This window comes from Palleronia rufa (assembly GCF_000743715.1).
Lineage (GTDB): Bacteria > Pseudomonadota > Alphaproteobacteria > Rhodobacterales > Rhodobacteraceae > Palleronia > Palleronia rufa.
On record NZ_JQEY01000017.1, the window covers coordinates 31,088 to 55,878 of the forward strand.

Genomic DNA, 24,791 nt, shown 5'->3' on the forward strand with positions numbered 1-24,791 from the left:
GCCGGGGGTCACGCCGCCCGGAGCCCCAGGATGGTGCGCGCCTCCGCCGGGGTGGCGGGGCGGCGGCCGTGGCGGACTGCGGCCTCGGCGGCGCGTTCGACCAGCGCGGCGTTGGACGGGGCGAGGGTGGCGCGGTCCATCCGCACGTTGTCCTCCAGCCCCGTGCGCAGGTGGCCCCCGGCCTCCGCCGCCCAGTCGTTGAGCACGGCCTGGCCGGCGCCGATCCCGGCGGCGCACCACGGGGCGTCATCGCCGAAGAGATGGCGCTTGGTGGCGAGCATCGCCTCGAAGGCGTGGCGGTCGACGGGCAGGGCGTTCCGCACGCCCATCACGAACTGGACGTAGGGCGGACGGCCCGCGTCGTTGCCGCCGGTCCCGGTCGGCAGCCGGCCGTCCCGCCACATCGCGTGCGCCTGGTAGAGATGGCTCAGGTCGAAGCACTCGATCTCGGGGACGACGCCGTGGGCGGCCATCTCGCCCGCGAGCCAGTCCACGAGGTCGGGCGGGTTCTCGTAGACGCGGGTGGGGAAGTTGTTCGAGCCGACGCTGAGCGAGCACATGTCGGGGCCGAGCGGGATCATCCCGCCGCGCATCCGGCCCGCCCCCGACCGGCCGCCGGTCGAAAGCTGCACGATCATGCCGGGGCAGGCCGCCTCGATCCCCGCCTTGAGCTCGGCGAAGCGGCCGGGGTCGCTCGACGGGGTGCCGTCGTCGCCCCGCACGTGGCAATGGGCGATGGTCGCGCCCGCGTCGAAGGCCTCCCGCGTGCTGGCGACCTGCTCGGCCACGGTGATCGGCACGGCGGGGTTGTCGGACTTCTGCGGCACCGATCCGGTGATCGCGACGCAGAGGATCGCCGGATCAGACATCCAGGAACACCGTCTCGCCCGGACCCTGCAGGCGGATGTCGAAGCGGAGCCCGCCGTCCTCCTCGCGCGCGACCAGGGTCTCGCGGCGCTCCCGCTGCTCGATGCGGGCGAGCATCGGGTCGCCGTCGAGGTCGGCGCCCGGCCAGTACATCCGCGTGTGCAGCCCGAGGTTGATGCCGCGCGCGAAGACCATGAGCGTCACGTGCGGGTGCTGCGGGCGGCCGTCGGCGAAGGGGACCGCGCCGGGGCGGGTGGTCTCGAAGGTCCAGACCCCGTCCGCGTCGCAGCCCGACCGGGCGAAGCCGTGGAAGCCCGGGGCGGCGTCGGGCGGGAAGCGGCCCTCCGCGTCGGCCTGCCATGCCTCGACCATCGCGTCGCGCAGGACCATGCCCGTCCCGTCGATCACGCGGCCGCGCACCGTGACCCGGTCGCCCTCGAAGCCGTCGCCCAGCATGCGGGCGCCGAGATTCGCGCCGCCATACATGGGCAGGCCGACATCGTTGGGCAGGCAGCCGATATGGACGTAGGGACCGGCCGTCTGGGAGGCGGATTCCAGCAGGTAGGGATGGGTGTTCGGGGGGGTCATAGCGCCTCCGGGCGGTTCTCGAACGGCGTCTGGCGTCGCCCGCGCAGCACGATGTCGAAGCGGTAGGCGCGCGTGTCCATCGGGATCGTCGCCTGCCAGTCGAGCCGAGCGGTCAGCCGGTCTACCGCGTCCGGGTCGGGGATGGTGCCCACGATCGGGCAGAGCGGGATGTGCGGGTCGCCCTCGAAATACATCTGGGTGATGAGGCGCTGACCGAAGCTATGCCCGAACAGGCTGAAGTGGATGTGGGCGGGGCGCCAGTCGTTCATGCCGTTGGGCCAGGGATAGGGGCCGGGCTGGATGGTGCGGAAGGCATACGTGCCGTCCTCGCCGGTCATGCAGCGCCCGCAGCCGCCGAAGTTCGGGTCCAGGGGGGCGAGGTAGCCGTCGCGCGCGTGGCGGTAGCGGCCTCCGGCATTGGCCTGCCACACCTCCAAGAGCGCGCCGGGCACGGGGCGCCCGGTCTCGTCGCGCACGGTGCCCGTCACCACGATGCGCGGGCCGATCGCCTCCTCGCCGGTGAAGTTGGTGATGAGGTCGGCGTCGCGTTCGCCCAGGAGGTCGTGGCCGAAGACCGGCCCCGTCTCCTCGGCGGGGCCCGAAGGGAAGGACAGCGGCGCGAGCCGCGGGCTGCGTGTGACGGTGGTGCGGTAGGCCGGGTCGTGGGCGGGCGGGTGGACGCCGCGCGCGCGCTGGATCAGGCCGCCCTTCGCCCCGGGGGTCTTCGTCATCTCGCGCATCACGCGTCCTCCTCGGCCCAGACTTGCTTGGCGAGCTTGATGGCATGGTTCGCGCGCGGCACGCCCGCGTAGATGGCGACGTGCTGGAACGCCTCCATCACGTCGCGCTTCGATGCGCCGGTGCGTGCGCAGGCGCGGACATGCATCGGGATCTCCTCGAAGTTGCCGGTCGCCGCCAGCAGCGCCAGCGTCAGCATCGACCGCTCGCGCAACGGGATCGCGTCCGAGGCCCAGACGGTGCCCCAGGCGCCCTCGGTGATGAGGTCCTGGAAGGGGGCGTCGAGCGCGGTCTTCGCCGCCTCGGCGCGGTCCACATGCGCCTCGCCCAGGACGGCGCGACGCACCGACATCCCGGCCTCGCGTCGGTCGGTCATCTCTCTGTTCCAGTCTTCATAGCGCCTGGGAAGCCGGCCCGCTGGACCGCGGTCCGGCAATCTCGGATCGTCGTCGCGATCACTCGGCGGCGTGTGCCTCCGGTCCCTCGGCGGCGACGAGCGTGCGCCAGTCGGTCTCCTTCGGGTAGACCCCCTCGTGGGAGGCGATGCGCGCCTGCGGGATCGGGCTGTCCGTGCCGATGGCCCGTCCGCCCTCAGCCACCTTGGCGGCGGCGTCGGCCATCAGGCGGCGGAATTCCACGATGGCCAGGTCCGAGGCGCCCAGCACGTCGGTATGCCGCTGGACGCGGGCGCCCATCGACACCCACATGATGATGTCCTCGTTGGGGATGCCCTCGACGCCGGTGAAGTGCCCCTCCTTCATCTTTTCCCGGTCCTGGTTGAAGTCGTTCTCGAGCGTATTCACGGTGCGCCACTTGTGGTCCACGTCCACGCCCGGCACCGCATGGTTGAACGCGCGCCACTCCTCGGTGGAGGGCACGTTCGGGCCGCCGAAGGCGATGAAGTGGAACGCCGTCTCGGTGTCGTTGATGGGCACGATGACCGAGGCGACCTTGTAGTTGTTGTTGGGCGGGATCAGCGAGTAGTAGGGCGCCACGAACTCGGTGATGCGCAGGTAGTTGTGGGTCCCGGCCCGCTTGATCGGCTTGCGGATCGCCGCGTAGTGGAAGCCGTAGGCGGTGGTCTCGGTCTGCATCTTCGGCGACTTGTCGGTCGAGGGGCGGTACCAGGACCTCTCGTCGGCCGCCGCGCCCTCCACCCGCGCAGGCTTCATCGTCGACGAGTGCAGCGACGACGAATGCGCGCTGTCGATCTGGCCCTCGTGGATCTGCGCCCAGTTGGCGGGGATGCGGATCTTGAGGATCGCGACGGGCGTGTCCTCCTCCGGCGCGAAGGCGGGGGGCTGGAACTCCGGCGCCTCGTCCGCCTCGCCGAGCCAGGCCCAGACGAAGCCGCCCCATTCGCGGACCGGGTAGGCGCGCGCCTTGACCTTGTCCATCAGCGGCGAGCCCTCGGGCTCCGACGACATGGCGACGACGTTGCCGTCCACGTCCATCTTCCATCCGTGATAGAGGCAGCGCAGGCCGCATTCCTCGTTGCGACCGTAGACCAGCGAAGCCTTCCGGTGGGGGCAGAGCTCGTCGAGCATCCCCAGGCGGCCCTTGCTATCGCGGAAGGCGACGTAGGTCTCGCCCAGCACCTCGACGCGCAGCGGCTTGCCGTCGGGCTCGGCCACCTCTTCCATCAGACAGACGGGGGTCCAGTGCTGACGCATCAGCCGCGCCATGGGCGCGTCGTTCTCGACGAGGGTCAGCAGGTCGTTCTCTTCGGGCGTCAGCATCGCTTTCCTCCTGATGGCGGGCCGCACGGGCTTGCATCTGTATATCTTAGCCGTCTAACTTCTTCAACAGAGTTTGCCGGACGCATCGCCATTCGACGTGACTGCCGGGTGGTCGGTCGGCGCGATAACATTAGGTATCGAAGAAGTTTCGGCCACGCGAGGGAGGAAAAATGGACGCCATCGAGGTGACGGTCGCGGATCGGCGCGACCTGACGGATCAGATCGCGGAGTTCACGCTCGCCCCGGCCGACGGGGCCGAGCTGCCGCCTTTCGAGGTCGGATCGCACATCACCGTGCGCACGCCCTCGGGCGCGATGCGGCGCTATTCCCTCGTCAGCGACGGCCAGGACACCGACAGCTACCGCATCGCGGTGAAGCGCGAGGCGGAGTCGCGCGGCGGCTCGGCCTCGATGCACGACGACGCGCAGGTCGGCACCGCGCTGCAGATCGAGCCGCCGGAGAACACCTTCCCGCTGTCGGAGGCCAACGAGTATCTGCTGATCGCGGGCGGCATCGGCGTGACGCCGATCTACGCCATGGCCCAGGAGCTGGAGAAGCAGGGCAAGCGCTTCAACATCATATACTGCACCCGCTCCAAGGAGGACACGGCTTATCTAGATGAGATGGTCGAGGCTTTCGGCGACCGCCTGTTGATCCATCACGACGACGGCGACCCTGACAAGCTCTACGACTTCTGGGACCATTTCGCGGAGCCGACGACCACACACGTCTTCTGCTGTGGTCCGAAGCCCCTGATGGAGGAGATCGAGGCCGTGTCCGGGCACTGGCCCGAGGGACGCATCCATTTCGAGGACTTCAAGCCGGTCGAGGTCGTGCGCGACGACGACACGGCCTTCGAGGTGGAGCTTCGCAAGTCGGGCGAGACGGTCACCGTGCCCGACGACCGCTCGATCCTCGAGGCGTTGCGCGACGCGGGCCACGCCACAGTCTCCTCCTGCGAGAGCGGGACCTGTGGGACCTGCAAGACCGTCCTGCTGGAGGGCGAGGCCGACCACCGCGACATGGTGCTGATGGACGAGGAGAAGTCGGACCGGATCATGATCTGCGTGTCTCGGGCGAAGTCGGAGAAGCTGGTCCTTGACCTCTGAGCCGGTTCGCCTGGGCGTGGCCGGTCTCGGCCGCGCCTTCATGCTGATGCTGCCCACGTTCCGCCAGGATCCGCGCGTGCGTCTCATCGCGGCCGCCGCGCCGCGCGCCGAGAGCCGGGAGGCCTTCGCCGCCGAGTTCGGTGGGCGGGGGCACGAGACCGTCGAGGCGCTGGCCACCGATCCGGAGGTCGAGGCGATCTACGTCGCCACGCCGCACCAGATGCATGCCGACCACGTCTGCGCCGCGCTCGAGGGCGGCAAGCACGTCCTCGTCGACAAGCCGCTCGCCGTGTCGATGGCGGACGCGGACCGGATGGTCGACACCGCCGAACGGACCGGACGCCATCTGATCGTCGGGCCGTCCCACAGCTTCGACGCGCCCGTGGCCCTCGCCCGCCGCCTGGTCGAAGGCGGCGATCACGGCGCGGTGCGGATGGTCCAGGCGCTGAACTACACGGACTTCCTCTACCGTCCCCGCCGCCCCGAGGAACTTCGGACCGAGGAGGGGGGCGGCGTGCTGTTCAGCCAAGGGGTCCACCAGATCGACGTGGTGCGCCTGCTATGCGGAGGGCTGGCCAGGAGCGTCTTCGCGATGACCGGCGCCTGGGACCCGGAGCGTCCGACCGAGGGTGCCTATTCCGCGCTGGTCGCCTTCGAAGGCGGGGCCTTCGCGACGCTGACCTATTCGGGCTACGCGCATTTCGACAGCGACGTCTGGATGGACGGCGTGGGCGAGCTGGGCGCGCCGAAGGACCCGACCGCCTACGGCAAGGCCCGCAAGGCGCTGGCGGGTCTCGACCCCGAAGCGGAGGCGCGGCTCAAGACGACCCGCACCTTCGGGCAGGGGGCCGACCCGGCGCCCGCCACGCATCACGAGCATTTCGGACCCGTCATTGCGCTCTGCGACCGGGCCGACCTGCGGCTGATGCCGTCGGGCGTCGAGGTCTCCGCCGACACGGAGCGGTGGTTCGAGGAGGCGCCGCTGGGCGTTCCCCGCGCCGAGGTGGTCGACGCGCTGGTCGACGCGGTGCGCGAGGACCGCGCGCCCGTCCAGTCCGGCGCCTGGGGGCGGGCCAGCCTGGAGCTCTGCCACGCGATCCTGGCCTCGGCCGAGACGGGGCAGCCGGTGGCGCTCCACAAGCAATCCGATACCGAAGGGAGGACCCGATGAGCCTGAACCTGTCCCTGGCCATGGGCCGTTACGACCGGACGGCGGCCATCGTCGACGGGCGGGTGCAGATCGACGGAGTCGATCCGATCCCGATGCTCCAGACGCCGGAGGAGATGTTCTTCCGCGCCTTCCGGCACCAGGCCTACGACATCTCGGAGCTGTCGCTCAGCTCCTACGCGATCTCAGTCGCCCGCGGCGATCCGCACTACGTCGCCGTGCCGGTCTTCCTCTCCCGCGCCTTCCGCCACACCTCGGCCTATGTCCGCACCGACCGGGGCATCGACCGGCCGGAGGACTTGAAGGGGCGGCGGATCGGCATCGCGGAGTATCAATTGTCGGCCAACGTCTGGCTGCGCGGCATCCTCGAGGACGACCACGGCGTGAAGCCCTCCGACGTGACCTGGGTGCGCGGCGGCATGGACACGCCGGGGCGGCCCGAAAAGATCAAGGTCGACCTGCCCACCGACGTGACCGTCGAGGCGGCACCGGAGGGCGCGACGTTGAACCAGATGCTCATGGACGGCGAGATCGACGGCTTCATCGGCCCGAGATGGCCACGCTGCTTCGCCGAGGGCCACCCCCATGTCGACCGCCTCTTCCGCGACAGCGTCGCTGCTGCGGAGGACTACTACCGCCGCACCGGCATCTTCCCGATCATGCATGTCCTCGGCGTCCGCCGGACCTTGGCCGACGAACACCCGTGGCTGCCCGGCGCGCTGCTCAAGGCCTTCACCGAGGCCAAGAGGCTGGCGCAGGAAGCCTTGCAGGATACGTCCGCCACCAAGGTCACGATGCCCTTCGTCGAGGACAATCTGAACCGTGCCCAGGCGATGATGGGCCCCGACCCCTGGACCTACGGCGTGACCGACGCGAATGCCCGCGTGCTCGACACCTTCCTCGGCTACCACGCCGCGCAGCGCCTCTCGCCGCGCCGCGTGACGGTGGACGAGCTGTTCCACCCGTCCACCGTCGAAGCCTACAGTCTTTGAAGGAGCCCCCGATGTCCGAATTCGAACCCGGAGAGGTCGTCGAGATCCGCACCGAGGCGGGCCTGCGCTACGCCGTCGTCACCCACCGCCATCCGAGCTATCCGGTCGTGGTGTGCCTGATCGCCGGGGCGCGGGACGCGCGGCCCGGGGACCTGTCGGAGGTCGCGGGTGGTGAGGCCGCCGTCACCGCCATGATCCCCCTGCGCGGCGTGCTGGAGAAGCTCGGGCTCGATCACGAGGTGGCGGGTCGCGTCGATCCGGCGGAGGAGGACTTCCCGACCTTCAAGATGCCGATCCGCGACAAGCAGGGCGAGATCGTCTACTGGTGGTTCTGGGACGGGCAGGGCCTGACCTACGAGGTCGACCCGTCCACCGAGCGGGACGCGCTGCCGCTGCGCGAGGTCATGTCCGCCGCCCGCTTCAAGGAAAAGTTGGACGAGAGCGTCTAAGTGCCCTTCCTCGGCGAGGCGCTCGCCCTCGCCTCGGCCTTCCTCTACGCGGCGAGCGCCGTCGCCATCGCCAAGGGTTCCGAGACGCGGCCCGACGACGGGGGCGCGGCGCTTCTGTCGGTCGTCGTGACCGGGGCGCTAGCAGGCGGGCTATGGCTGCTCCTCGGGCCGGAGGTGCCCGGGTGGGACGGAATGGCCTGGCGGGGCGTGGCCTTCTTCGTCCTGGCCGGCGTGTTGGCCAACCTCATCGGCCGTGCCCTGATGTTCCGCTCCGTCGCGCTCGCGGGTGCCATCGAGACCGGCATCCTGCGCCGCCTTATCCCGGTTTTCGCCGCGATCCTCGCGATTCTGCTGCTGGGCGAGCGGATCACCCCGGCCACCGCCGTCGGGGTCGCGCTCGTCTTCGCCGCCGTGGCGATCACGGTCCTGCGCCGCGGCCTGCCCGAGAAGGGCGGCCCCGCGCGGGGCCGGGGGCGCGTTCTGGCCACGGTATCGGCGGCGGGCTTCGGCGGCGCCTTCGTCGCGCGCAAGGCGGGGCTCGCCGCGCTGCCCGATCCGTTGCTCGGCACGCTGGTCGGGGCGGCGACGGGAGCGCTGGCCTACCTCCCGCTCGCGCTCCGGGGCGGCATGGCGCGCGGCCTGCCGTCGGGCTGGCAAGTCGCGGCGGCGGTCGCGATCTCGCTCGGCCAGATCGCGCTGTTCTTCGCGCTGAGCTTCACCACCGTGACCGCCGTCGCCGTGATCGGCGCCTGCGAGATGTTCTTCTCGGCCTACCTGGCCGCCTTCCTATTGCGGACGGAGCCCTGGCCCGGCCCGGCCTTCGTGCTGTCCTCCCTGCTGGCACTCGCTGGCGCGGCGGCCATCGCGGTCGGATAGCGGTTGCGGCAATGTTCTTAGATGTCTTACGTTCTGAGCGAGCAGAGGGAGGATCGAATGCGTGACACGGAGCTGGGCGAGGTGCTGCCCGAGCATCGCGACCTCTACATCGGCGGCGCCTGGACGCCGCCGCGGGACGGCGGCTACGCCGAGACGGTCAACCCCGCCGACGGGTCGGTTCTCGCTCACGTGGCCGAGGCGCGTGCGGTGGATGTCGACGAAGCCGTGAAGGCTGCCCGGGCGGGCTTCCTTGAATGGCGCGAGGTCGCGCCGCTGGAGCGGGCGCGCGTCCTCAGGGAGATCGCCTCGATCCTGCGCAAGCATGGCGACGAGCTCGCCCTGATCGACGCCGCCAACTGCGGCAACCCGGTCACCGAGATGAAGGGAGACGCCACCATTGCCGCCGCGCAGATGGAGTTCTTCGCGGGCCTCGTCACCGAGATGAAGGGCGACACGATCCCGATGGGCCCGGACCGGGTCAACATGACCGTCCGCCAGCCGATGGGCGTCGTGGCGCGCATCCTCGCCTTCAACCATCCCTTCATGTTCTGCGGCGGCAAGATGGCCGCGCCGCTGGCCGCAGGAAACGCGGTGATCGTGAAGCCGCCCGTGCAGGCGCCCCTTTCCGCGCTACGCCTGGCGGAGCTGGTCGGTGGGCTGCTGCCCGCAGGCGTCTTCTCCGTCCTGCCGGGCGGGACCGAGGCGGGGGCTGCGCTGGCCTCACATTCCGGCGTGGCCAAGGTCACGCTGATCGGCTCGGTCGGCGCGGGGAAGGCCGTGATGAAGGCCGCTGCCGACACGGTGAAGCTGGTGCTGTTGGAGCTCGGCGGCAAGAACGCCCTCGTCGCCTATCCCGACAGCGACCCCGACGCGGTGGCGAACGCGGTGGTGGCGGGCATGAACTTCGGCTGGTGCGGGCAGTCCTGCGGCTCGACCAGCAGGGCCTTCCTGCATGCGGACATCCACGATGCGGTGGTGGAGCGGCTGGCGGAGGCGGTGCAGCGTTTTCGCCCCGGCCTCCCGACCGACCCCGCGACGACGATGGGCGCGCTGGTGAGCCGGGAGCATCGCGACCGGGTGATGGGCTACATCGAGACCGCCAAGGCCGAGGGCGCGCGCGTGGTCGCGGGCGGGCACGCGGTCTCAGACGGCGCTTTGGCGCAGGGCTGCTTCGTCGCGCCCACCATCTTCGCGGACGTCACGCCCGAGATGACCATCGCGCGCGAGGAAATCTTCGGCCCCGTCCTCGCCGTCCGCCGCTGGACCGACGAGGCGGAGATGCTGGCCGAGGTGGACGGGCTCGATGTCGGCCTCACCTGCTCGATCTGGACGCGCGACCTGGCCACCGCGCACCGCGCCGCGATGCACGTCGAGGCGGGCTTCGTCTGGGTCAACGAGGTCGGACGCCACTTCCTCGGCGCGCCGTTCGGCGGGGTGAAGCAGTCCGGCATCGGGCGCGAGGAAGGGATCGGGGAGCTGCTGGCCTTCACCCACGAGAAGAACGTCCACCTGAACCTAGCGGGGCAGCCATGACCGAGATCGACCGGCCGGAGCCGAGCGGCCACGAGACCCTCTACGGCAGCGATGCGCTGGCCGAGATGCTGCGGTCGCTGGGCGTTCCTTTCGTCGCGCTGAACCCCGGCAGCAGCTTCCGGGGCCTGCACGACAGCCTGGTCAACCACCTCGGCAACCGCGACCCGCAGATATTGCTGTGTCTGCACGAGGAACACGCGGTCGCCATCGCGCATGGCTGGGCCAAGGTGACGGGCAAGCCTCTGGCGGTGATCCTGCATGCCAATGTCGGGCTGATGCATGCGGCCATGGCGCTCTACAACGCGTGGTGCGACCGGGTGCCGATGTTGGTGCTGGGCGCGACGGGGCCCGTGGACGCGGCCAAGCGACGGCCCTGGATCGACTGGCTTCACACCTCACGCGACCAGGGGGCCATTGTTCGGCCCTACGTCAAGTGGGACGACCAGCCCGCCTCGCTGGAGGCCTCGCTGAGCGCAATGATGCGCGCCGCGCGGATCACGGCGACGGCCCCGATGGCGCCGACCTATGTCTGCTTCGACGTGACCGTGCAGGAGGCGCCGCTCGACGCCATGCCGGTGCTGCCCGCCCCGGACCGCCACGCCCCGGCGCGCTTCCCCGAGGTCGCGGCGGCGGACGTGGCCACCCTGCTCGACATGCTCCGCGCCGCGGAGCGGCCCGTTTTCCTCATGGGCCGGATGTCGCGGGAGCAGGCCGACTGGGACCGCCGCGTTGCCTTGGCCGAGCATTTCGGCGCGCGCGTCGTCACCGACATCAAGACCGCCGCCGCCTTCCCGCCCCAGCATCCGCTGCATGCGGGGGTGCCGGGCTACTTCCCGTCTCCCGGCGCCAAGCAGGCGATGGAAGAGGCGGACCTGATCGTCTCGTTCGACTTCGTCGACCCGGCGGGCACGATGGGGCCGGGGGACCGCAAGGTCGCGCTCGTCTCGCTCGACCCGCTGCTGCAGAACGGCTGGTCGCTGGATCACCAGGCGCTGCCACCCTCAGACCTGAACCTATTGGCCGACCCGGACGCCGTGGTCGCCGCGCTCTGCGCGTCCGCCGGCGTCGGTGCGCCCGAGGCAACGATCCCCGCGCCCGACCGCTCCCCCGACCCCGCGCCGGACCGGCCCATCCCGATCCCGGCCCTGGCCGACGCGCTGGCCGACGCCGCAGGCGAAGACGTCACCTGGCTGCGCGTCCCGCTGAGCTGGGACGGCGCCAAGTGCGGCTGGCGGGGGCCGATGGACTATCTGGGCTACGACGGGGGCGCGGGCATCGCGTCCGGTCCCGGCATGTCGGTCGGCGCGGCGCTGGCGCTGAACGGTTCGGGGCGCCTGCCACTCGCAGTGCTGGGGGACGGGGACTTCGTCATGGGCGCCACCGCGATCTGGACGGCTGCGCGGCACGACGTCCCCCTTCTGATCGTCGTCGCCAACAACCGCTCCTACTTCAACGACGAGGTCCATCAGGAGCGGGTCGCCCGCGACCGCGGCCGCCCCGTCGCCAACAAGCATGTCGGCCAGGCCATCGCCGACCCGGACATCGACATCGCCGCACTGGCCCGCGCGCAGGGCGCGGTGGGCCTGGGCCCCGCGATGACGGCGGGCGAGGTGCCCGCGCTGCTGGCCGACGCCGTGGCGCAGGCCCGCGCGGGCTGCGTCGTCGTCGCCGACATCCGCGTCGCGAGCGGCTATTCGGAAGAGATGTCGGAAGGCATGACCGAGGGCTGAGCCGTCGCAATCCTTTGCGACACGGCCGCCTTCCCGCTACGGTCTGCCGGAGGCAGGCAGGACGGAGCGGGACATGAGCGACGGGCAAGGGACGGACGGCGAGCCCGTCGATCCGCGTCTGCACGAGGAGCGGCTCGCGCGGCTGATCCGTCTCGCCGCGCGCGCCTTCAACCGGTCGCTGACGCTGCGCCTGTCCACCGAGGGCGTGACCTTCGGCCAGTGGATCTTCTTGCGCATCCTCTGGCGCGAGGACGGGCTGTCGCAACGCGAGCTGAGCGACCGGGCCCATCTCACGGAGCCGACGACGCATACCGCGTTGTCGCGTCTGGAGCAGATGGGACTGATCACCCGGCGCAACGTCGAGGGCAACCGCCGCCGCCAGCACGCCTTCCTGACCGACGAGGGCTGGCGGCTCCGGGACGTGCTTGAGCCGCTCGCGATCGAGGCCAACGACCTCGCAGTCGAGGGTCTCGACGCCGAGGAGCAGGCGGTGCTGCGCCATGCCCTCACCGTCATGATCCACAACCTTGAGCGTGACGAGGCCGAGGCCGCCGCCCGCGGCCAGCGCGTGCCGCCAACGCGCGTGCAGAACGCGGTCTAGGCGATCCTCCACCCGGTCGACGATCCTGAAGGCTTTCGACCTCGACGGGCTTCCCATGGCGATCGATTGCATGGTCGACCGGTGCATCCGGCCTGTGATGCGCCAGGTCGCCTCCGGTGACGAACCCAGACCCATGAGCGTCTCGGCAGGGTCCGAACGCCGCTGCCGCCAAGGATTATGAGACATCTAATTTATTGACGGCCCCTATCCGGCATCCTAAGAAACGTAGCTATCTAAGGATGTGCCGCTCGCGGGTTCTCGACGCGCGGGTCGCAAGGGCGGGAGGCCCGGCGCGTCCACGTTCTGGGAGGAACTCGATGAGACATTTCTTTCTCGCCGCGACGCTCGGCGCCGCACTCGCCGCACCCGCTCAGGCGGAGCCAGTCAACCTGACGCTCTCCGGCGGCAACCCCGGCGGGCTCTGGTCCCTTCTCGGAGCCGGGATCGACCGTGCGGCCAAGGCCGACGACGAAGGCTCCGTCGTGACCTATCAGGCGACCGGGGGCGGCTTCGCCAACATCGCGCTTCTGGGCCGCAACGCCACCGACCTGGGCCTCGTCCACGACGCCGAGGCGCAGATCGCGCTGCAAGGGGGCGAGCCGTTCAACGCGCCGATCGAGAACATGCGGGCCATCGGCTACATGTACAACTGGGCGCCGATGCACTTCTTCCTCGATGCCGGCATGGCCGAGGAATACGGCATCGACAGCCTCGACGACATCGCGGGCTCCGGCGCGCCGATCCGCATCGGCATCAACCGCTCGGGCAACATCACCTCGAACGTCGCGCTCGCCATGCTGGAGCAGGTCGGCATCACCGAGGAGTCGCTGTCGGAGGCGGGCGGCCAGTTCGTGCGCGCGGGCGCCAACGAGCAGGGCGAGCTGATCCAGGACGGCCGTCTCGACATGATCACCAACGGCATCTTCATCAACCACTCCTCGTTCCGGGCCGTCGACGAGAATTCGAACGTCGTGCTGCTGAGCGTCCCACAGGAGGTGATCGACGCCACCAACGAGATGTTCGGTACCGGCACGATGACGATCCCGGCGGGCAGCTACAGCAATCAGGAAGCCGACGTGGCCTCGGTCGCGCTCGGTGCGGTGCTGGTCGCCACGGACGCGATGGACGACGCGACGGCTGCTTCCCTCGCGACCTCGCTCGTCAACAACATCGACGAGGTGCGCGCCGTGCACGGCTCGATGGCGTCCCTGACGCCGGAGCTGCTGACCTCGGTCGACGTGCTGGAGATCCACCCGGGCGCGGCCCAGGTCTACCGCGACGCCGGTTTGCTGAATTGATCGGATCGCTCGTCGCCACCGGCCGCAGGCGCAAGCTTGCGGCCGGAACCAAGGTCGGCGTCACCCTGGCGGCGGCGGCCTTCTCCGCTTGGGTCATCTACGCGAACCTGTTCACGATCTCCGACCCACTCGTCCTGGGGATCCTGTTCGTCTCCGGCGTCTACGCGATCATGTTCGTGGCCATCGGCGCGACGCCGGGCGCCCCCGACCGCGTGCCGTTCTACGACTGGGCGCTCAGCGCGCTGAGCCTCGCCTGCGGCGTCTTCTTCTTCGTCAACGCGACCGCCATCGCCGACCGAATCAGCCTTCTCGACCCGTTCACGCCCGCGCAGTTCGCCTTTGGCACTGCCCTGATGCTCCTCACGCTCGAGGCCACGCGTCGTTCGACCGGCATGGGGCTGACCGGCGTCGTGCTCGCCTTTCTCGCCTACAACTGGTTCGGCTACCTGCTGCCGCCGCCTTTCGGGCACGGGGTCAGCGATTTCAGCTACCTGCTCGACATCCTGGTCTTCACCACCGACGGCATCTTCGGCGTGCCGGTGCAGGTCGTGGCCAGCTACGTCTTCCTCTTCGTCATGTTCGGCACCTTCCTCGCGAAGGCCGGGGGCGGGGACTTCTTCTTCAATCTCGCCGCCCTCGTCACCGGACGCGCGCGCGGCGGACCCGCCAAGATCGCCGTGATCTCCTCGGGCCTCTACGGCACGATGTCGGGCAGCCCGACCTCGGACGTGGTGGCGACCGGCTCGATCACCATCCCCGTGATGAAGCGCCTGGGCTACACGCCCCGCTTCGCCGCGGGGGTCGAGGTCGCGGCCTCCACCGGCGGCAGCGCGATGCCGCCCATCATGGGCTCCGCCGCCTTCATCCTCGCCGAGTACACGGGCACCGCCTACAACGAGGTCGTCCTCGCCGCCATCGTGCCCGCGCTCCTCTACTACGTGGGCGTCTTCGGTCAGGTCCATCTGCGCGCCGTCAAGGACGACCTGCGCCCGTCGGAGGACGAGGTGCCCTCCGCGCTCGAGACCTTCCGCGAGGGCTGGGTCTTCGTCATCCCGATCGTCGGTATCGTCTGGGCGCTGCTCTCGGGCTACTCGCCGACCTTCACCGCCGGGATCGGGGTGCTGGTCATGCTGCTGGCGTCGATGCTGACCAAGCGCACGCGGCTCACGCTCTGGCAGTGGATCGAGGGGCTGGGGGAGACGACGCTGCGCATCCTGCCCGTCGCGGGCGCCTGCGCGGCGGCCGGCCTCGTGATCGGCGGGCTGTCGATGACCGGGCTCGGCATGAAGGCCGCGAACGTCATCCTGGTGATCTCGGACGCGGAGCCGCTGGTGACGCTGTTGATCGCCGCCATCGTCACCATCGTGCTCGGCCTGGGTATGCCGACGCCCTCGGCCTACATCCTGGCCGCGGTGCTGGTCGGCCCGGCGCTGGCGCAGCTGGGCTTCCCGATCCTGCAGGCGCACATGTTCCTGCTCTACTTCGCGGTCCTCTCGGCGCTCACGCCGCCTATCGCGGTCGCGGCGCTGGCCGCCGCCGCCATCGCCGACGAGGACCCGTTCCGCATCGCCTTCACCGCCGTGCGGCTGGCCGCCATCGGCTTCTTCCTGCCCTTCGCCTTCGTCTGGAACCCGGCGCTGCTGCTGCTCGGCGGGCCGCTCGCCAACGTGGCGGCGGTGGTCTGCGGCCTGCTCGCCACCTGCGCAGTGGCCGCCGCCATCGAGGGCCATCTCGGCCGCGCCGTCCCGGCATGGGAGCGGGCGCTGCTGGCCGTCGCCGCCGTCGCCGCCATCGCGCCGGTCCCGTGGCTCGCGCCCCTGGGCGTCGTGGCGATCCTGGCCGTGTTTGGGCGGCACGCGATGCGGATGCGGGCGGAGGCGGGGCAGGCGAAGACGATGGGCTGACCGCTTCGGCCGGGCGGCCCGCTGGAGGAGACCGACGACGCACGGCCCGACGGTCGGGCCAATCCGAAGGGAGGATGCCATGAACGGACCCATCACACGGAGACCGGCGCGCAGGCTCTGCGCCACGCTCTCGACCCTTGCCCTGCTGTCCGGCGCGGCCGCCGCGCAGGACGACCCCGCGATCCGTCAGCATGATGGCGTGCTGCCGGACGGCACGGCCTGGATGATCCGCGTGCCCGGGGAGTGGAACGGCGTGCTGCTGCGCGACCTCGACTTCGTCAGCAACGCGGATTCCGGCAATGCCGGGCCGCGCTACGACGACCTCCTGGGCCGCGGCTACGCCTTCGCCGGGCTCGCCCGCCATCCGCTGCGCACCTGGCAGTACGACCCCGCGCGCGAGATCGCCAACCTGGAGCGCGTGCAGGAGATCTTCGCCGAGACCGAGCGCGCGCCCGACCGGGTGCTGCAATACGGCTGCTCGGGCGGCGGGCTGGACGGGCTGGCCTCGGCCGAGGCCTTCGCCGGCCCGATCGACGGCGCCGTGGTCCTGGCGGCGCACACGCCGGTCTGGATCATGAGCAGCTTCCTCGACGGCTGGTTCGCGATGCAGGCCCTGCTGACCGACACCTATGTCGGTTCGGGGCAGGGCGCGGCGGACGACCTGCGGATCGTCGGCCTGCCGAACGCGGGCGCGGGCGACCCGTCCTTGCCCGACATCCAGGCCGCCTGGCGCGCGGCCATAGAGGCGGCGGGCGAGACGCCCGAGGGGCGCGCGCGCCTGGCGCTTGCCTTCGCGCTCGGCCAGTGGTCGCCCTGGATGGTGGAGGGGACCGAACTGCCCGATGCCGCCGACACGCAGGCGATGGCGGACATGATCGTCGCCTCGGCGCTGCGCATCGCGGGCAATGTCGGCGGCAGCTCGCGGCTCCTGTTCGAGAACGCGGCCTCGGGCCAGCAGCTCTCGGGCAACGAGGGCATGGACTACGCCGCCTTCTACGACAACGCCGCGCCCGCGATGAAGGGCGTGGTCGAGGCGCTGATGGCGGAGGCCGGGCTCGACCTCGCCGCCGAGATCGCGCGCGTCGACGCCCATCCCCGAATCGCCGCCTCGGATTACGCGCTCGACTGGTGGGCCGAGCCGGGCCGCACGACGACCGGCGCGCTGGAGGTTCCCGCGATCCGGCTGCACATGCTGGGCGACTGGGCCATCCCGTACACGCTCATGCAGGGATACGGCATGCTCGTGGAGGAGGTCGGGACGGACGACCTCTACCGCCAGGCGCTCGTGCAGGGCACGGGCCATTGCGAGTTCATGCCCGCCGAGAGCAGCGCCGCAGTCGAAGCGCTCGTGGAGCGGCTCGATACCGGCGCCTGGCCCGAGACCACGCCCGAGGCGCTCAACGCACGCGGCGCCGCGCTCGAGACCGGCACCGAGCCGCGCTTCGTGGAGATGGGGGCCTGGGCGGTCGAGGCGTATAACCGTCCCTGGACGCCTGGTGGCTGAGCCGGACGACCGCGCCCGCGATTCCTACCGCCCTGGATGACGGCGGCGGCGCGCGCGGCGCGACTCCTCTCCGACAAGCGCTGGCGAGGCTGGATGATCCAAGCGCTCGCGCTTGCCGGGCTGACGCTCGTCCTGGGCTGGCTGCTGTCCAACCTGACCGAGAACCTCGCGCGCTCGGGGCTCGGCTTCTCCTTCGACTTCCTCGGAAGGCCGACGGGCTACGACATCAACCAGCGGCCAATCCCCTACGACGCGGCGGACACGCATCTGCGCGCGGCCCTGGTCGGCGCGGTCAACACGATGATCGTCGCCGTCCTGGCTTGCGCGACCGCAACCATGTTGGGCGTCGTGGGCGGCGTCCTGCGCCTGTCGGGCAGCTGGATCGTGGCGCGCCTGATGGCGGTCTACGTCGAGGCCTTCCGCAACGTCCCGCTGCTGATCTGGATCATCGTGGTCTTCACGGTGATCGCCAACGTCCTCCCCGCCCCGAGCGCCTTTCGCGGCGACGACCCGGCGGCCGACATGCTGCTGGGCCTCATCGCCGTCACCAACCGCGGCGTCTACGTGCCCCTGCCCGTCCTTGCGGCGGTCGAGTCCCAGGGGTGGGGCTGGATGGTCGTGCTGGGCGTGCTGGCAGGCTCCGCCCTCCTGACCCGCGCGCTCGGCCTTTGGGCCGCGAGGCGGCAGGCGGTGTCGGGCCTCCGCCCGCGGACGTGGCCCGCGATCCTCGCCATCTGGGCCCTGCCGCTCGCGGCCGCGCTCTGGGCGCTCGGCCTGTCCTGGGACCTGCCTGCGCTCCGGGGCTTCAACTTCGTCGGCGGCCTGCAGCTCCGCAACTCGCTCATCGCGCTCTGGCTCGCGTTGTCGCTCTATACCGGGGCCTTCATCGCCGAGAACGTGCGGGCAGGCATCCTCGCCGTCGATCGCGGCCAGGCGGAGGCCGCGACCGCGCTCGGGCTGACCCCGCGACGGACCATGCGCGTCGTGATCCTGCCGCAGGCGCTGCGCGTGATCGTGCCGCCGCTGATCTCGGCCTACCTGAACGTGGTCAAGAACTCGTCTCTCGCGGTGGCCGTCGGGTATCTCGACATCACAGGCACGCTGGGTGGCATCACGCTGAACCAGACGGGCCGGGCGCTGGAATGCGTGCTGCTGTTGATGGCCTTCTACCTGACCGTCAGCCTCGCAATCAGTGCTGTGATGAACCTCTACGGCCGGTCCGTTGCGCTGCCAGAGCGCTGATCGCCGAAATAGGGTCGGTCGGGCAGCTCGCGTCCGACACCTCCGAGCGCAGCCATTCCGTCAACGCCTTGTAATCGCCAATTCCCTGGATCGCAGATAGGGTAATCGAACGGCAGGCGATCAGATAGACTAGGACTAGTCTACCGATTGTATGCAAGCACCGAACGGGTCGCGGTTCGCCGGCCGATCATCCAGGTTACCCAGGTTGGCGCGCACGCCCGCTCCGCAGGAGCAATGATTGGGAACCTCCATTAAGGTGGAAGGACTACGCGTATCGTGGAACGGTTCTATAAGTATGCCGCCGCTACGCCTATGCGGCCTTCTCGACGCCGAGCTTCACGGCGAGCCCGGCGCGAGCCGACAGGTCGACGAGGGCGTCGAGGCTAAACTTGGCGATCTTCCCGCGCAGCAGGTCGTTCAGCCGCGGCTGGGTGACCCCGAGCCGCTCGGCGGCCTTCGCCTGCGTCAGGCCCCAGGATCGGACCTCCTGTTCGACGACGGTCAGGAGTTCGGAGCGCAACCGCATGTTGGCCGCTTCCTCGGGCGTGTCTTCGATGGCATCCCAAACGGAGTTGAAGGACTGCACTTCCATATCGTTGTCAGTCATCGCTTCTTCTCCTTCATCCGCATTGCGGTGAACATTCGTAGCCGATCGTTCGCCAGATCAAGGTCGCGCTTCGGGGTCTTCTGCGCCTTCTTCTCGAACGCGTGCAGCACGACGACGGCGTCGGCGAGCTGAGCTACGTACAGGATGCGGAAGGCTCCGCCGTCCTCGCGGATGCGGATCTCCCGGACGCCAGACCCGACCGTGGCCATCGGCTTCCAGTCGCTTGGCTCCAGACCCTGCTGGACCTTGTGCAGCTGCACGCCTGCTTCCTTCCGCGCGCCTTCGGGAAAGGATCGCACCTGGTCGAGGGCGTCGCCGAGGAACACGATCTGCTTCATGCAGTCTCTATATCGAATCAGATATAATCAGGCAAGCTGATCCGGGTTCAACCCCAGAGGAGAACCCGACGATGAGCATTTCATGGAACGGCGAGAATGCCCCCGTCCCGCCAGGCAGCAGCTACGGCTACGCCAGGGTGTCGACCACGGACCAGGATCTCGATGTGCAGTACGATGCGTTGGAAAAAGCGGGATGTCGCGTGATCCGCGCCGAGAAGGTCTCCGGCACCTCGGTGCGGGGCAGGGACGAACTGCGCACGCTCCTCGACTTCATCCGGCCCGGAGACGAACTGGTCGTCACGCGCGTGGATCGGCTGGCGCGGTCGATGGGTGATCTGCAGGACATCATCCGCGAGCTGAAGGCGAAGGGCGCGACGCTCAGGGCGACAGAGCAGCCGATCGACACATCCACGCCTGCCGGCAAGGCGTTCCTCGACATGCTGGGTGTCTTCGCCGAGTTCGAGACCAACCTGCGCCGCGAACGCCAGATGGAGGGTATCGCCAAAGCGAAGGCCCGGGGCGTCTATAAGGGCCGGAAAGCATCGATCAACGTCGAGGAGGTCCGCCGCCTGCTGGCCGAGGGCGTCCGGCCGAGCGCAGTCGCACGGCAGCTCGGCATCAGCCGAACGAGCGTTTGGCGGGTGAGCCGACCTGTCTCGGCCGACGCTCCAATCGAAGCGACGCCCGCGACCTGATCGAAAGCCGGGACCGTTCCGCAGGGGTCGGTCCTGGCCGCGTCACGGGATGAGACCCGTAGGGAACGGTGCTGAGCCGTTTCCGAAGTGCACGTTTGCGAGACGATGAAACAGCCAAGCCCGGGCCGGCATGCGAACCCGAACGGGCGTCGGGGCGTGCGACGGTCGCGCCCGGACGGGGCCGTCACGGCGTGAGCACGCACTTGATGCAGTCGTCCTTCTTGTCGCGGAAGGTGTCGTAGAGGGCGGGGGCGTCCGCGAGCGTGCCGCGATGGGTGATGAGGAAGGTCGGATCGACGTCGCCCTCGCGGATGTGGTTCAGCAAGGTGTCGGTGTGCTGGAGCACGTGGGTCTGGCCCATGCGGAAGGTCAGCGCCTTGGCGAAGGCGGCGCCGATCGGGAACTTGTCCATGATCGCGGCATAGACGCCGGGCACCGAGACGATCCCGCCCTTGGAGCAGCACATGATCGCCTCGCGCACGACGTGGCCGCGGTCGGTCTCTTGAAAGGTGGCGGTCTTGACGCGATCGTAGACCGTGTCGATCAGCCCCGATCCGTGCGCCTCCATGCCCACGGCGTCGATGCACTTGCCCGGAAGCAAGCCCTTCGTGGCCTCCATGAGCGCGTCGTAGGGCTTCGTCTCCGAGGGGTCGATCACCTCGGCGCCCCGCTCGGCGGCCAGTGCGCGCCGCTCCGGCACGTTCTCGATGACGAAGATGCGTTCGGCGCCCAGCAGCTTGCACGATTCCAGGGTGAACAGGCCCACGGGCCCCGCGCCCCAGATCGCGACGGTGTCGCCGGGGCCGACCTCGGCGTTGATCGCCGCCTGCCAGCCGGTCGGGAAGATGTCGGTTAAAAAGATGACCTGCTCGTCCGCCATCCCCTCGGGCACCTTCATGTGGGTAGAGTCGGCATAGGGGATGCGCACGTACTCGGCCTGGCCGCCGTCGTAGCCGCCGTAGAGGTGCGAGAAGCCGAAGAGGCCGGCGCCCGCCTGCCCGGCCAGGGTCCGAAGCTTCTCGGGCTCTCGGTTGGTCTCGTCGCAGAGCGAGTATTCCTTGTTGCGGCACCACAGGCAGGAGCCGCAGGCGATGGTGAAGGGGACCAGGATGCGGTCGCCCTTCTTCAGTCCGCCACGCGCGGCGGCCTCGGGGCCGACCTCCTCGACCACGCCCATGAACTCGTGGCCCAGGATGTCGCCCTTCTCCATGCCCGGCACGAAGCCGTCGTAGAGGTGCAGGTCCGAGCCGCAGATCGCGGTGGTGGTGACGCGGATGACGGCGTCGCGGGGGTGCTCGATGCCGGGATCGGGGTGTTCGTCGACGCGGAAGTCGTGGGTCCCGTGATAGGTAACGGCGCGCATGGGTCGGCTCCTTTTGCCACTGGGCGCGGGGGCCGGAGCCCCCGCGCGAGGGTCACATTTGCTGGGTCTGGGCGCCGGACTTCTCGCGCGCCTTGCCCAGATCGGGCGCCTGGCCCTCGGGCTCGACCCTGTCCTTCGCGGTGTAGGTCCCGCGCCCGTCCATGGCCGGGCCGCCATTGGTCCAGACGCCCTGGGGCGTGGGCTCGTCCACGGAGGTGTTCAGGAAGTAGTAGCTGTGCGCCATCGCCTCGTGATCCTCGGGGGTGGAGTTGGGGATGGGCATGACCGCCTCGACCCCGCCCAGCTCCTCGATGACGGCGAGCCATTGCTGCTGGTGCATGGTGTCGCGCGCGATCAGGAAGGACAGCATGTCCTTCATCCCGGCATCGTCCGTCATGTTGTAGAGCCTGGACGCCAGCACCCGGCCCGAGGACTCGGCCATCGCGTTGGCCAGCATGTCGGCGCCGATGTTCCCGGTCGCGTAGACGTGGCTCATGTCGAAGGGCACGCCGTTCGAATTGACCGGCATCGCCGCCAGCCCCGAGGACAGGACGTGGCGCGGGTTCATCCCGCCCATGATGGCGCCGACCACGAGGTCCTCGGCCGCGGCCTCCTGCGCATCCAGGGGCGCCTTGTCGAGGTTCAGCGCGACGGCGTGTCCCAGGAACTCGATATGGGACAGCTCCTCGGTGGCGGTCATCATCAGCATGTCGCGGAAGCGCTTGTCGCCCCGCGCGCCCATGGCCTGGAACATGTACTGCATGGCCACGCGGATCTCGCCCTCGACGCCGCCGATGGCCTGCTGGAGGTACTTGGCGAAGACCGGGTCGGGGGTATCGACGCGGACCTCATACTGAAGCTTGGACTGGTGCAGGAACATGGGTTTCTCCCGTTCGCAGGTTGGGGTTGGAGAGGTCCCGCGCGAGCGCGCGCACCTCGGTGGCCAGCGCGGCGGTCTCGGCGCGCAGGTCCATGGCCGTCCGTGCCGCGATGGTGTCGGCCATGCCGCCGGGCGCGCGGCCCGTCAGACGGCAGGAGGCGTGGACGACCGCGTCCCACGGTCGCGCCACGCGGGCGCCGGTCGCGACGAGGGCGGCGGCCATGCGCCTGTCCTCGTGGCAGGGCATCGGCGCGATGCCGCCCGTGGCGGCATAGGCCCCGGGCCGCCAGGCGATCAGCGCGCCTGGCGACTGGTCGTGACAGGGGGCGGGGTTCCAGGGCAGGCTGGCCCGCCGGGCCGCGAGGGCGGCCCGCAACGCGTCGCGGCGGTCCTCCAGCGCGCCGTGGACGCGGACCGCCTCGGGCAGGGCCGCGAACTCGTCCGGGTCGGGCTCGACGCGGCCGAAGACGGCGTCGGCGCGGGCGAGGCCGAGCGCCACCGCCTCCGCCGCGCCGGGGGCCAGCACGCAGTCGGCATCGGTGGTCATCAGCCAGTCGGGGCGCGCCGCCATCGCCGCGGCCAGTCCGATCCGCCGGGCCGCGCCCACGCCGCCCGGCAGCGCGGGCGTCTCGATCACCGTCGCGCCGTGGGCGCGGGCGACCTCGGCCGTCGCGTCGGTGCAGCCATTGGCGACCACGATCGCGGCCAGCCCCGAGCGGCGCAGCGCGGCCAGCGCGGCGGGCAGGCGCGCGGCCTCGTCGCGGGCGGGGACGACGGCGATCGGACGGGTCATCGGGCGGCCCGGCAGAGCGGGGAGAAGACGACGATGCGATAGCCCTCGGTCAGGCGCGCCGTGCGCCAGGACCGGGTCGTGGCGCGCATGAAGGCCGCCAGCGCGCCCTCGCCGTCGAGCGCGTGGCCGGTCGGACCGCGCCAGGTGACGGTGACGACGTCCGCGTCGGGATGACCCCGGTCGATGCGCGCGGCGATCTCGGCCACGCCGTCCGCGTCGAGGAAGTAGAGCACTTCGCTCAGCAGCACGAGGTCGTAGCCCGCTTGCGACGGCGCGGGCGGCAGCGCGCAGGGCAGGAAGCCCTGGGCGAACCGTCCCTTCGGCACGGCCCGACGCGCGACGGCGAGCGCGGTCGGGACCGCGTCCAGCCCGGTGTAGGTGTCGCAGCGCGGCGCGACGCGGCGAGCCAGCTCGCCGTTGCCGCATCCCAGCTCCAGCGCGGCGGCGTAGCGCGGGCGCGGCAGGGCGCGGGCGACGGCGTCGAGGCGCTCCGCCTCGTAGGGCGCGGTGCGGAAGTTCCAGGGGTCGTCCGTTCCGGCATAGAGGCCTTCGAGGTGGGCCAGGTCCGCGGCCCTCATGCGGGCACCGGCAGGTAGGCCTCGGGCGCGGTGCAGAAGCGCGCGGCGAAGCCCGGCGGCATGGCGAAGCCGTCCGGGTCGTCGTCGACCACCAGCCCCATCTGGCTGCGATGCGCGGCGACGGCATCGGTCTTGGCGGCGCGCCATTCGGGCAGGTCCAAACGCAGCCCCGGCACGCGGCGACCCGCGCTCCATCCCTGCCAGCGCGACCAGACCGGGTAATCGTAAAGCGCGAGGCCCGGCCGCGCGGCGGCCACGCGGCGCGCCGCCGCGGCGCAGGCCTCGTGGTCGCAATGCGGGTCCGCGCCCGAGGCCGCGACCAGCACGCGCGCGCCCAGCCGGTCGACCAGCCGCGCCACGTCGCGGCCGAGGTCGGCGCCCGGCCCGTGCACGCGGTGCAGTCCGGCATCCGGATGGCTCAGCCAGGTCAGATCGCGCGCGGGGAGGCCGCCCAGGCGGGTCACGGCCGCCTCCAGCTCGGCGCGGCGCAGCGCGGCGAGACGGGGGGCGGGCCATCGGCGAGAGCGGGGATGCGACGCCGCGCCGTCGGTCAGGCAGGCGACATGCGCGGGCAGGCCCTTGCCCCACCGCGCCGCCAGCATCAGCCCGCAGGCCAGCGACTCGTCGTCGGCATGGGGCGCCAGCACCAGGACGGGTGCGCGGCCCTCGATCAGGGGCGCCAGGTCGCCGGTCATCTGAGCCCCCCCGGCCCGACGGTCTCCGCGCAGCGAAGCGCCCGGTCCAACTTGGCGTCCGGCGCCGCCTGGCGCAGGAACAGCGACAGGTCGCGGCGCATCGCGTCGACCGGCCCGCGCCCGTCATGGGCGGCCATCCCCAGGCTACGCTCGCAAAGGGTCAGGATACGCGTGCAGGCGCCCTCCACGGCTTCGCGCACCATCAGACCGTGCGCCACCGCGCGCTCGACCGCGTCGGGGGGCGCCTCGGCGGCCGCGGCGACGGCCTCAGCGGCGGCCTCCACTGCGGCGCGCGCGGCGACGGCCTCGGCCGTGGCGCGGCCCAGCCGGTCGCGCTGCACCGGGTCGTCCAGGCGGTCCATGCGGCCCAAGMGGTCGGTCCAGCSCCCGAYCAGCCCTTCCGCGCCGCCCACATGCGCGGCGCAATAGCGCCAGCCGCCCCCCCCGAACCACGGCCCGACCATCAGCCCGCCGGCCGGGCCGACCACCCCCCCCCCCCCCACC

At 70.7% G+C, this 24,791-nt stretch carries 25 protein-coding genes and 1 pseudogene; 13 read left to right on the forward strand and 13 right to left on the reverse strand.

Going from position 1 to position 24,791, the window contains the following annotated elements:
* Window positions 1-8: 8 nt before the first annotated feature.
* The 5 genes from KW83_RS16315 to KW83_RS16335 all read right to left on the reverse strand — a co-directional run bounded on the left by KW83_RS16315 (window position 9) and on the right by KW83_RS16335 (window position 3,932).
* On the reverse strand, window positions 9-869 hold the full coding sequence (locus tag KW83_RS16315) for a BKACE family enzyme (RefSeq protein ID WP_036181097.1): 861 nt from the start codon (window positions 867-869) through the stop codon (window positions 9-11).
* Window positions 862-1,455 (reverse strand): protocatechuate 3,4-dioxygenase subunit alpha, encoded by a 594-nt coding sequence (gene pcaG, locus KW83_RS16320; RefSeq protein ID WP_036181099.1) that lies wholly within the window; start codon window positions 1,453-1,455, stop codon window positions 862-864. Before pcaG ends, KW83_RS16315 begins: the two co-directional genes overlap by 8 nt.
* The gene (gene pcaH / locus KW83_RS16325) at window positions 1,452-2,186 is read right to left on the reverse strand and encodes a protocatechuate 3,4-dioxygenase subunit beta (protein ID WP_200879702.1); all 735 of its coding nucleotides are present in this window, start codon (window positions 2,184-2,186) and stop codon (window positions 1,452-1,454) included. The genes pcaG and pcaH overlap by 4 nt, the downstream gene beginning before the upstream one ends.
* An 8-nt stretch (window positions 2,187-2,194) precedes the next feature.
* Window positions 2,195-2,569 (reverse strand): 4-carboxymuconolactone decarboxylase, encoded by a 375-nt coding sequence (pcaC, locus tag KW83_RS16330; RefSeq protein WP_036181103.1) that lies wholly within the window; start codon window positions 2,567-2,569, stop codon window positions 2,195-2,197.
* A gap of 79 nt (window positions 2,570-2,648) precedes the next feature.
* Window positions 2,649-3,932, reverse strand: coding sequence for a Rieske 2Fe-2S domain-containing protein (locus KW83_RS16335; RefSeq protein WP_036181105.1), 1,284 nt, complete (start codon window positions 3,930-3,932; stop codon window positions 2,649-2,651).
* Between the two features lie 170 nt (window positions 3,933-4,102).
* On the opposite strand from KW83_RS16335, the gene KW83_RS16340 reads away from it, so the two are divergent.
* The 12 genes from KW83_RS16340 (at window position 4,103) to KW83_RS16395 (ending at window position 18,338) form a co-directional block, all read left to right on the forward strand.
* On the forward strand, window positions 4,103-5,041 hold the full coding sequence (locus KW83_RS16340) for a PDR/VanB family oxidoreductase (protein WP_036181107.1): 939 nt from the start codon (window positions 4,103-4,105) through the stop codon (window positions 5,039-5,041).
* Window positions 5,031-6,212, forward strand: a complete 1,182-nt coding sequence (locus KW83_RS16345; RefSeq protein WP_081904661.1) for a Gfo/Idh/MocA family oxidoreductase — start codon at window positions 5,031-5,033, stop codon at window positions 6,210-6,212. The genes KW83_RS16340 and KW83_RS16345 overlap by 11 nt, the downstream gene beginning before the upstream one ends.
* Entirely contained in the window at window positions 6,209-7,201 is a 993-nt protein-coding gene (locus tag KW83_RS16350; RefSeq protein WP_235191452.1) for an ABC transporter substrate-binding protein, read from the forward strand. The genes KW83_RS16345 and KW83_RS16350 overlap by 4 nt, the downstream gene beginning before the upstream one ends.
* 11 nt (window positions 7,202-7,212) lie before the next feature.
* Window positions 7,213-7,650 (forward strand): hypothetical protein, encoded by a 438-nt coding sequence (locus KW83_RS16355; protein ID WP_036181109.1) that lies wholly within the window; start codon window positions 7,213-7,215, stop codon window positions 7,648-7,650.
* Window positions 7,651-8,526, forward strand: a complete 876-nt coding sequence (locus tag KW83_RS16360) for a DMT family transporter (RefSeq protein WP_036181111.1) — start codon at window positions 7,651-7,653, stop codon at window positions 8,524-8,526.
* Window positions 8,527-8,583: 57 nt separating this feature from the next.
* Entirely contained in the window at window positions 8,584-10,059 is a 1,476-nt protein-coding gene (locus KW83_RS16365) for an aldehyde dehydrogenase family protein (protein WP_036181113.1), read from the forward strand.
* Window positions 10,056-11,789 (forward strand): thiamine pyrophosphate-binding protein, encoded by a 1,734-nt coding sequence (locus KW83_RS16370; protein WP_036181114.1) that lies wholly within the window; start codon window positions 10,056-10,058, stop codon window positions 11,787-11,789. Before KW83_RS16365 ends, KW83_RS16370 begins: the two co-directional genes overlap by 4 nt.
* Window positions 11,790-11,862: 73 nt before the next feature.
* A complete protein-coding gene (locus KW83_RS16375) occupies window positions 11,863-12,390 on the forward strand; it encodes a MarR family winged helix-turn-helix transcriptional regulator (RefSeq protein WP_051928591.1) in 528 nt (175 codons plus the stop codon).
* A 317-nt stretch (window positions 12,391-12,707) separates the two neighbouring features.
* A complete protein-coding gene (locus KW83_RS16380) occupies window positions 12,708-13,688 on the forward strand; it encodes a TAXI family TRAP transporter solute-binding subunit (RefSeq protein WP_036181116.1) in 981 nt (326 codons plus the stop codon).
* Window positions 13,685-15,592, forward strand: coding sequence for a TRAP transporter permease (locus KW83_RS16385; protein ID WP_036181118.1), 1,908 nt, complete (start codon window positions 13,685-13,687; stop codon window positions 15,590-15,592). The genes KW83_RS16380 and KW83_RS16385 overlap by 4 nt, the downstream gene beginning before the upstream one ends.
* 79 nt (window positions 15,593-15,671) lie before the next feature.
* Window positions 15,672-17,096 (forward strand): hypothetical protein, encoded by a 1,425-nt coding sequence (locus KW83_RS16390; protein ID WP_051928592.1) that lies wholly within the window; start codon window positions 15,672-15,674, stop codon window positions 17,094-17,096.
* Between the two features lie 36 nt (window positions 17,097-17,132).
* Window positions 17,133-18,338 carry an amino acid ABC transporter permease gene (locus tag KW83_RS16395; protein ID WP_036181120.1) on the forward strand — a complete coding sequence of 402 codons (1,206 nt, stop codon included), beginning with the start codon at window positions 17,133-17,135 and terminating at the stop codon, window positions 18,336-18,338.
* A 310-nt stretch (window positions 18,339-18,648) separates the two neighbouring features.
* Here KW83_RS16395 and KW83_RS16400 read toward each other — a convergent pair whose 3' ends face one another.
* Both KW83_RS16400 and KW83_RS16405 read right to left on the reverse strand, forming a co-directional pair.
* On the reverse strand, window positions 18,649-18,945 hold the full coding sequence (locus KW83_RS16400; RefSeq protein WP_200879701.1) for a helix-turn-helix domain-containing protein: 297 nt from the start codon (window positions 18,943-18,945) through the stop codon (window positions 18,649-18,651).
* Window positions 18,942-19,283, reverse strand: coding sequence for a type II toxin-antitoxin system RelE/ParE family toxin (locus tag KW83_RS16405; RefSeq protein ID WP_036181122.1), 342 nt, complete (start codon window positions 19,281-19,283; stop codon window positions 18,942-18,944). Before KW83_RS16405 ends, KW83_RS16400 begins: the two co-directional genes overlap by 4 nt.
* 71 nt (window positions 19,284-19,354) lie before the next feature.
* Between KW83_RS16405 and KW83_RS16410 the strand changes: the two genes are divergently transcribed.
* Window positions 19,355-19,978, forward strand: a complete 624-nt coding sequence (locus tag KW83_RS16410; RefSeq protein ID WP_051928593.1) for a recombinase family protein — start codon at window positions 19,355-19,357, stop codon at window positions 19,976-19,978.
* Window positions 19,979-20,162: 184 nt separating this feature from the next.
* Here the strand turns inward: KW83_RS16410 and KW83_RS16415 are convergent, their stop codons facing one another.
* From KW83_RS16415 to KW83_RS21030, 6 genes and pseudogenes are all read right to left on the reverse strand, one after another.
* Window positions 20,163-21,341, reverse strand: a complete 1,179-nt coding sequence (locus KW83_RS16415) for a zinc-dependent alcohol dehydrogenase (protein WP_036181124.1) — start codon at window positions 21,339-21,341, stop codon at window positions 20,163-20,165.
* Between the two features lie 52 nt (window positions 21,342-21,393).
* Window positions 21,394-22,221 (reverse strand): manganese catalase family protein, encoded by an 828-nt coding sequence (locus tag KW83_RS16420; RefSeq protein WP_036181126.1) that lies wholly within the window; start codon window positions 22,219-22,221, stop codon window positions 21,394-21,396.
* Window positions 22,190-23,014 carry a glycosyltransferase family 2 protein gene (locus tag KW83_RS16425; RefSeq protein WP_051928594.1) on the reverse strand — a complete coding sequence of 275 codons (825 nt, stop codon included), beginning with the start codon at window positions 23,012-23,014 and terminating at the stop codon, window positions 22,190-22,192. Before KW83_RS16425 ends, KW83_RS16420 begins: the two co-directional genes overlap by 32 nt.
* Complete coding sequence (locus KW83_RS16430) at window positions 23,011-23,592, reverse strand: SAM-dependent methyltransferase (protein ID WP_081904662.1); 582 nt, start codon at window positions 23,590-23,592, stop codon at window positions 23,011-23,013. The genes KW83_RS16425 and KW83_RS16430 overlap by 4 nt, the downstream gene beginning before the upstream one ends.
* A complete protein-coding gene (locus KW83_RS16435; protein ID WP_051928595.1) occupies window positions 23,589-24,287 on the reverse strand; it encodes a PIG-L deacetylase family protein in 699 nt (232 codons plus the stop codon). The genes KW83_RS16430 and KW83_RS16435 overlap by 4 nt, the downstream gene beginning before the upstream one ends.
* Window positions 24,284-24,791 (reverse strand): annotated as a pseudogene (locus KW83_RS21030) (hypothetical protein); the annotation flags it as partial. The gene KW83_RS16435 and the pseudogene KW83_RS21030, both read right to left, overlap by 4 nt.

Bases quoted from the DNA above. Each gene is read 5' to 3' on its own strand.
- KW83_RS16315 (WP_036181097.1), bottom strand. From the start codon at position 869: ATGTCTGATCCGGCGATCCTCTGCGTCGCGATCACCGGATCGGTGCCG.
- pcaG (WP_036181099.1), bottom strand. From the start codon at position 1,455: ATGACCCCCCCGAACACCCATCCCTACCTGCTGGAATCCGCCTCCCAG.
- pcaH (WP_200879702.1), bottom strand. From the start codon at position 2,186: ATGACGAAGACCCCCGGGGCGAAGGGCGGCCTGATCCAGCGCGCGCGC.
- pcaC (WP_036181103.1), bottom strand. From the start codon at position 2,569: ATGACCGACCGACGCGAGGCCGGGATGTCGGTGCGTCGCGCCGTCCTG.
- KW83_RS16335 (WP_036181105.1), bottom strand. From the start codon at position 3,932: ATGCTGACGCCCGAAGAGAACGACCTGCTGACCCTCGTCGAGAACGAC.
- KW83_RS16340 (WP_036181107.1), top strand. From the start codon at position 4,103: ATGGACGCCATCGAGGTGACGGTCGCGGATCGGCGCGACCTGACGGAT.
- KW83_RS16350 (WP_235191452.1), top strand. From the start codon at position 6,209: ATGAGCCTGAACCTGTCCCTGGCCATGGGCCGTTACGACCGGACGGCG.
- KW83_RS16355 (WP_036181109.1), top strand. From the start codon at position 7,213: ATGTCCGAATTCGAACCCGGAGAGGTCGTCGAGATCCGCACCGAGGCG.
- KW83_RS16365 (WP_036181113.1), top strand. From the start codon at position 8,584: ATGCGTGACACGGAGCTGGGCGAGGTGCTGCCCGAGCATCGCGACCTC.
- KW83_RS16370 (WP_036181114.1), top strand. From the start codon at position 10,056: ATGACCGAGATCGACCGGCCGGAGCCGAGCGGCCACGAGACCCTCTAC.
- KW83_RS16375 (WP_051928591.1), top strand. From the start codon at position 11,863: ATGAGCGACGGGCAAGGGACGGACGGCGAGCCCGTCGATCCGCGTCTG.
- KW83_RS16380 (WP_036181116.1), top strand. From the start codon at position 12,708: ATGAGACATTTCTTTCTCGCCGCGACGCTCGGCGCCGCACTCGCCGCA.
- KW83_RS16390 (WP_051928592.1), top strand. From the start codon at position 15,672: ATGAACGGACCCATCACACGGAGACCGGCGCGCAGGCTCTGCGCCACG.
- KW83_RS16395 (WP_036181120.1), top strand. From the start codon at position 17,133: ATGACGGCGGCGGCGCGCGCGGCGCGACTCCTCTCCGACAAGCGCTGG.
- KW83_RS16400 (WP_200879701.1), bottom strand. From the start codon at position 18,945: ATGACTGACAACGATATGGAAGTGCAGTCCTTCAACTCCGTTTGGGAT.
- KW83_RS16405 (WP_036181122.1), bottom strand. From the start codon at position 19,283: ATGAAGCAGATCGTGTTCCTCGGCGACGCCCTCGACCAGGTGCGATCC.
- KW83_RS16410 (WP_051928593.1), top strand. From the start codon at position 19,355: ATGAGCATTTCATGGAACGGCGAGAATGCCCCCGTCCCGCCAGGCAGC.
- KW83_RS16415 (WP_036181124.1), bottom strand. From the start codon at position 21,341: ATGCGCGCCGTTACCTATCACGGGACCCACGACTTCCGCGTCGACGAA.
- KW83_RS16420 (WP_036181126.1), bottom strand. From the start codon at position 22,221: ATGTTCCTGCACCAGTCCAAGCTTCAGTATGAGGTCCGCGTCGATACC.
- KW83_RS16425 (WP_051928594.1), bottom strand. From the start codon at position 23,014: ATGACCCGTCCGATCGCCGTCGTCCCCGCCCGCGACGAGGCCGCGCGC.
- KW83_RS16430 (WP_081904662.1), bottom strand. From the start codon at position 23,592: ATGAGGGCCGCGGACCTGGCCCACCTCGAAGGCCTCTATGCCGGAACG.
- KW83_RS16435 (WP_051928595.1), bottom strand. From the start codon at position 24,287: ATGACCGGCGACCTGGCGCCCCTGATCGAGGGCCGCGCACCCGTCCTG.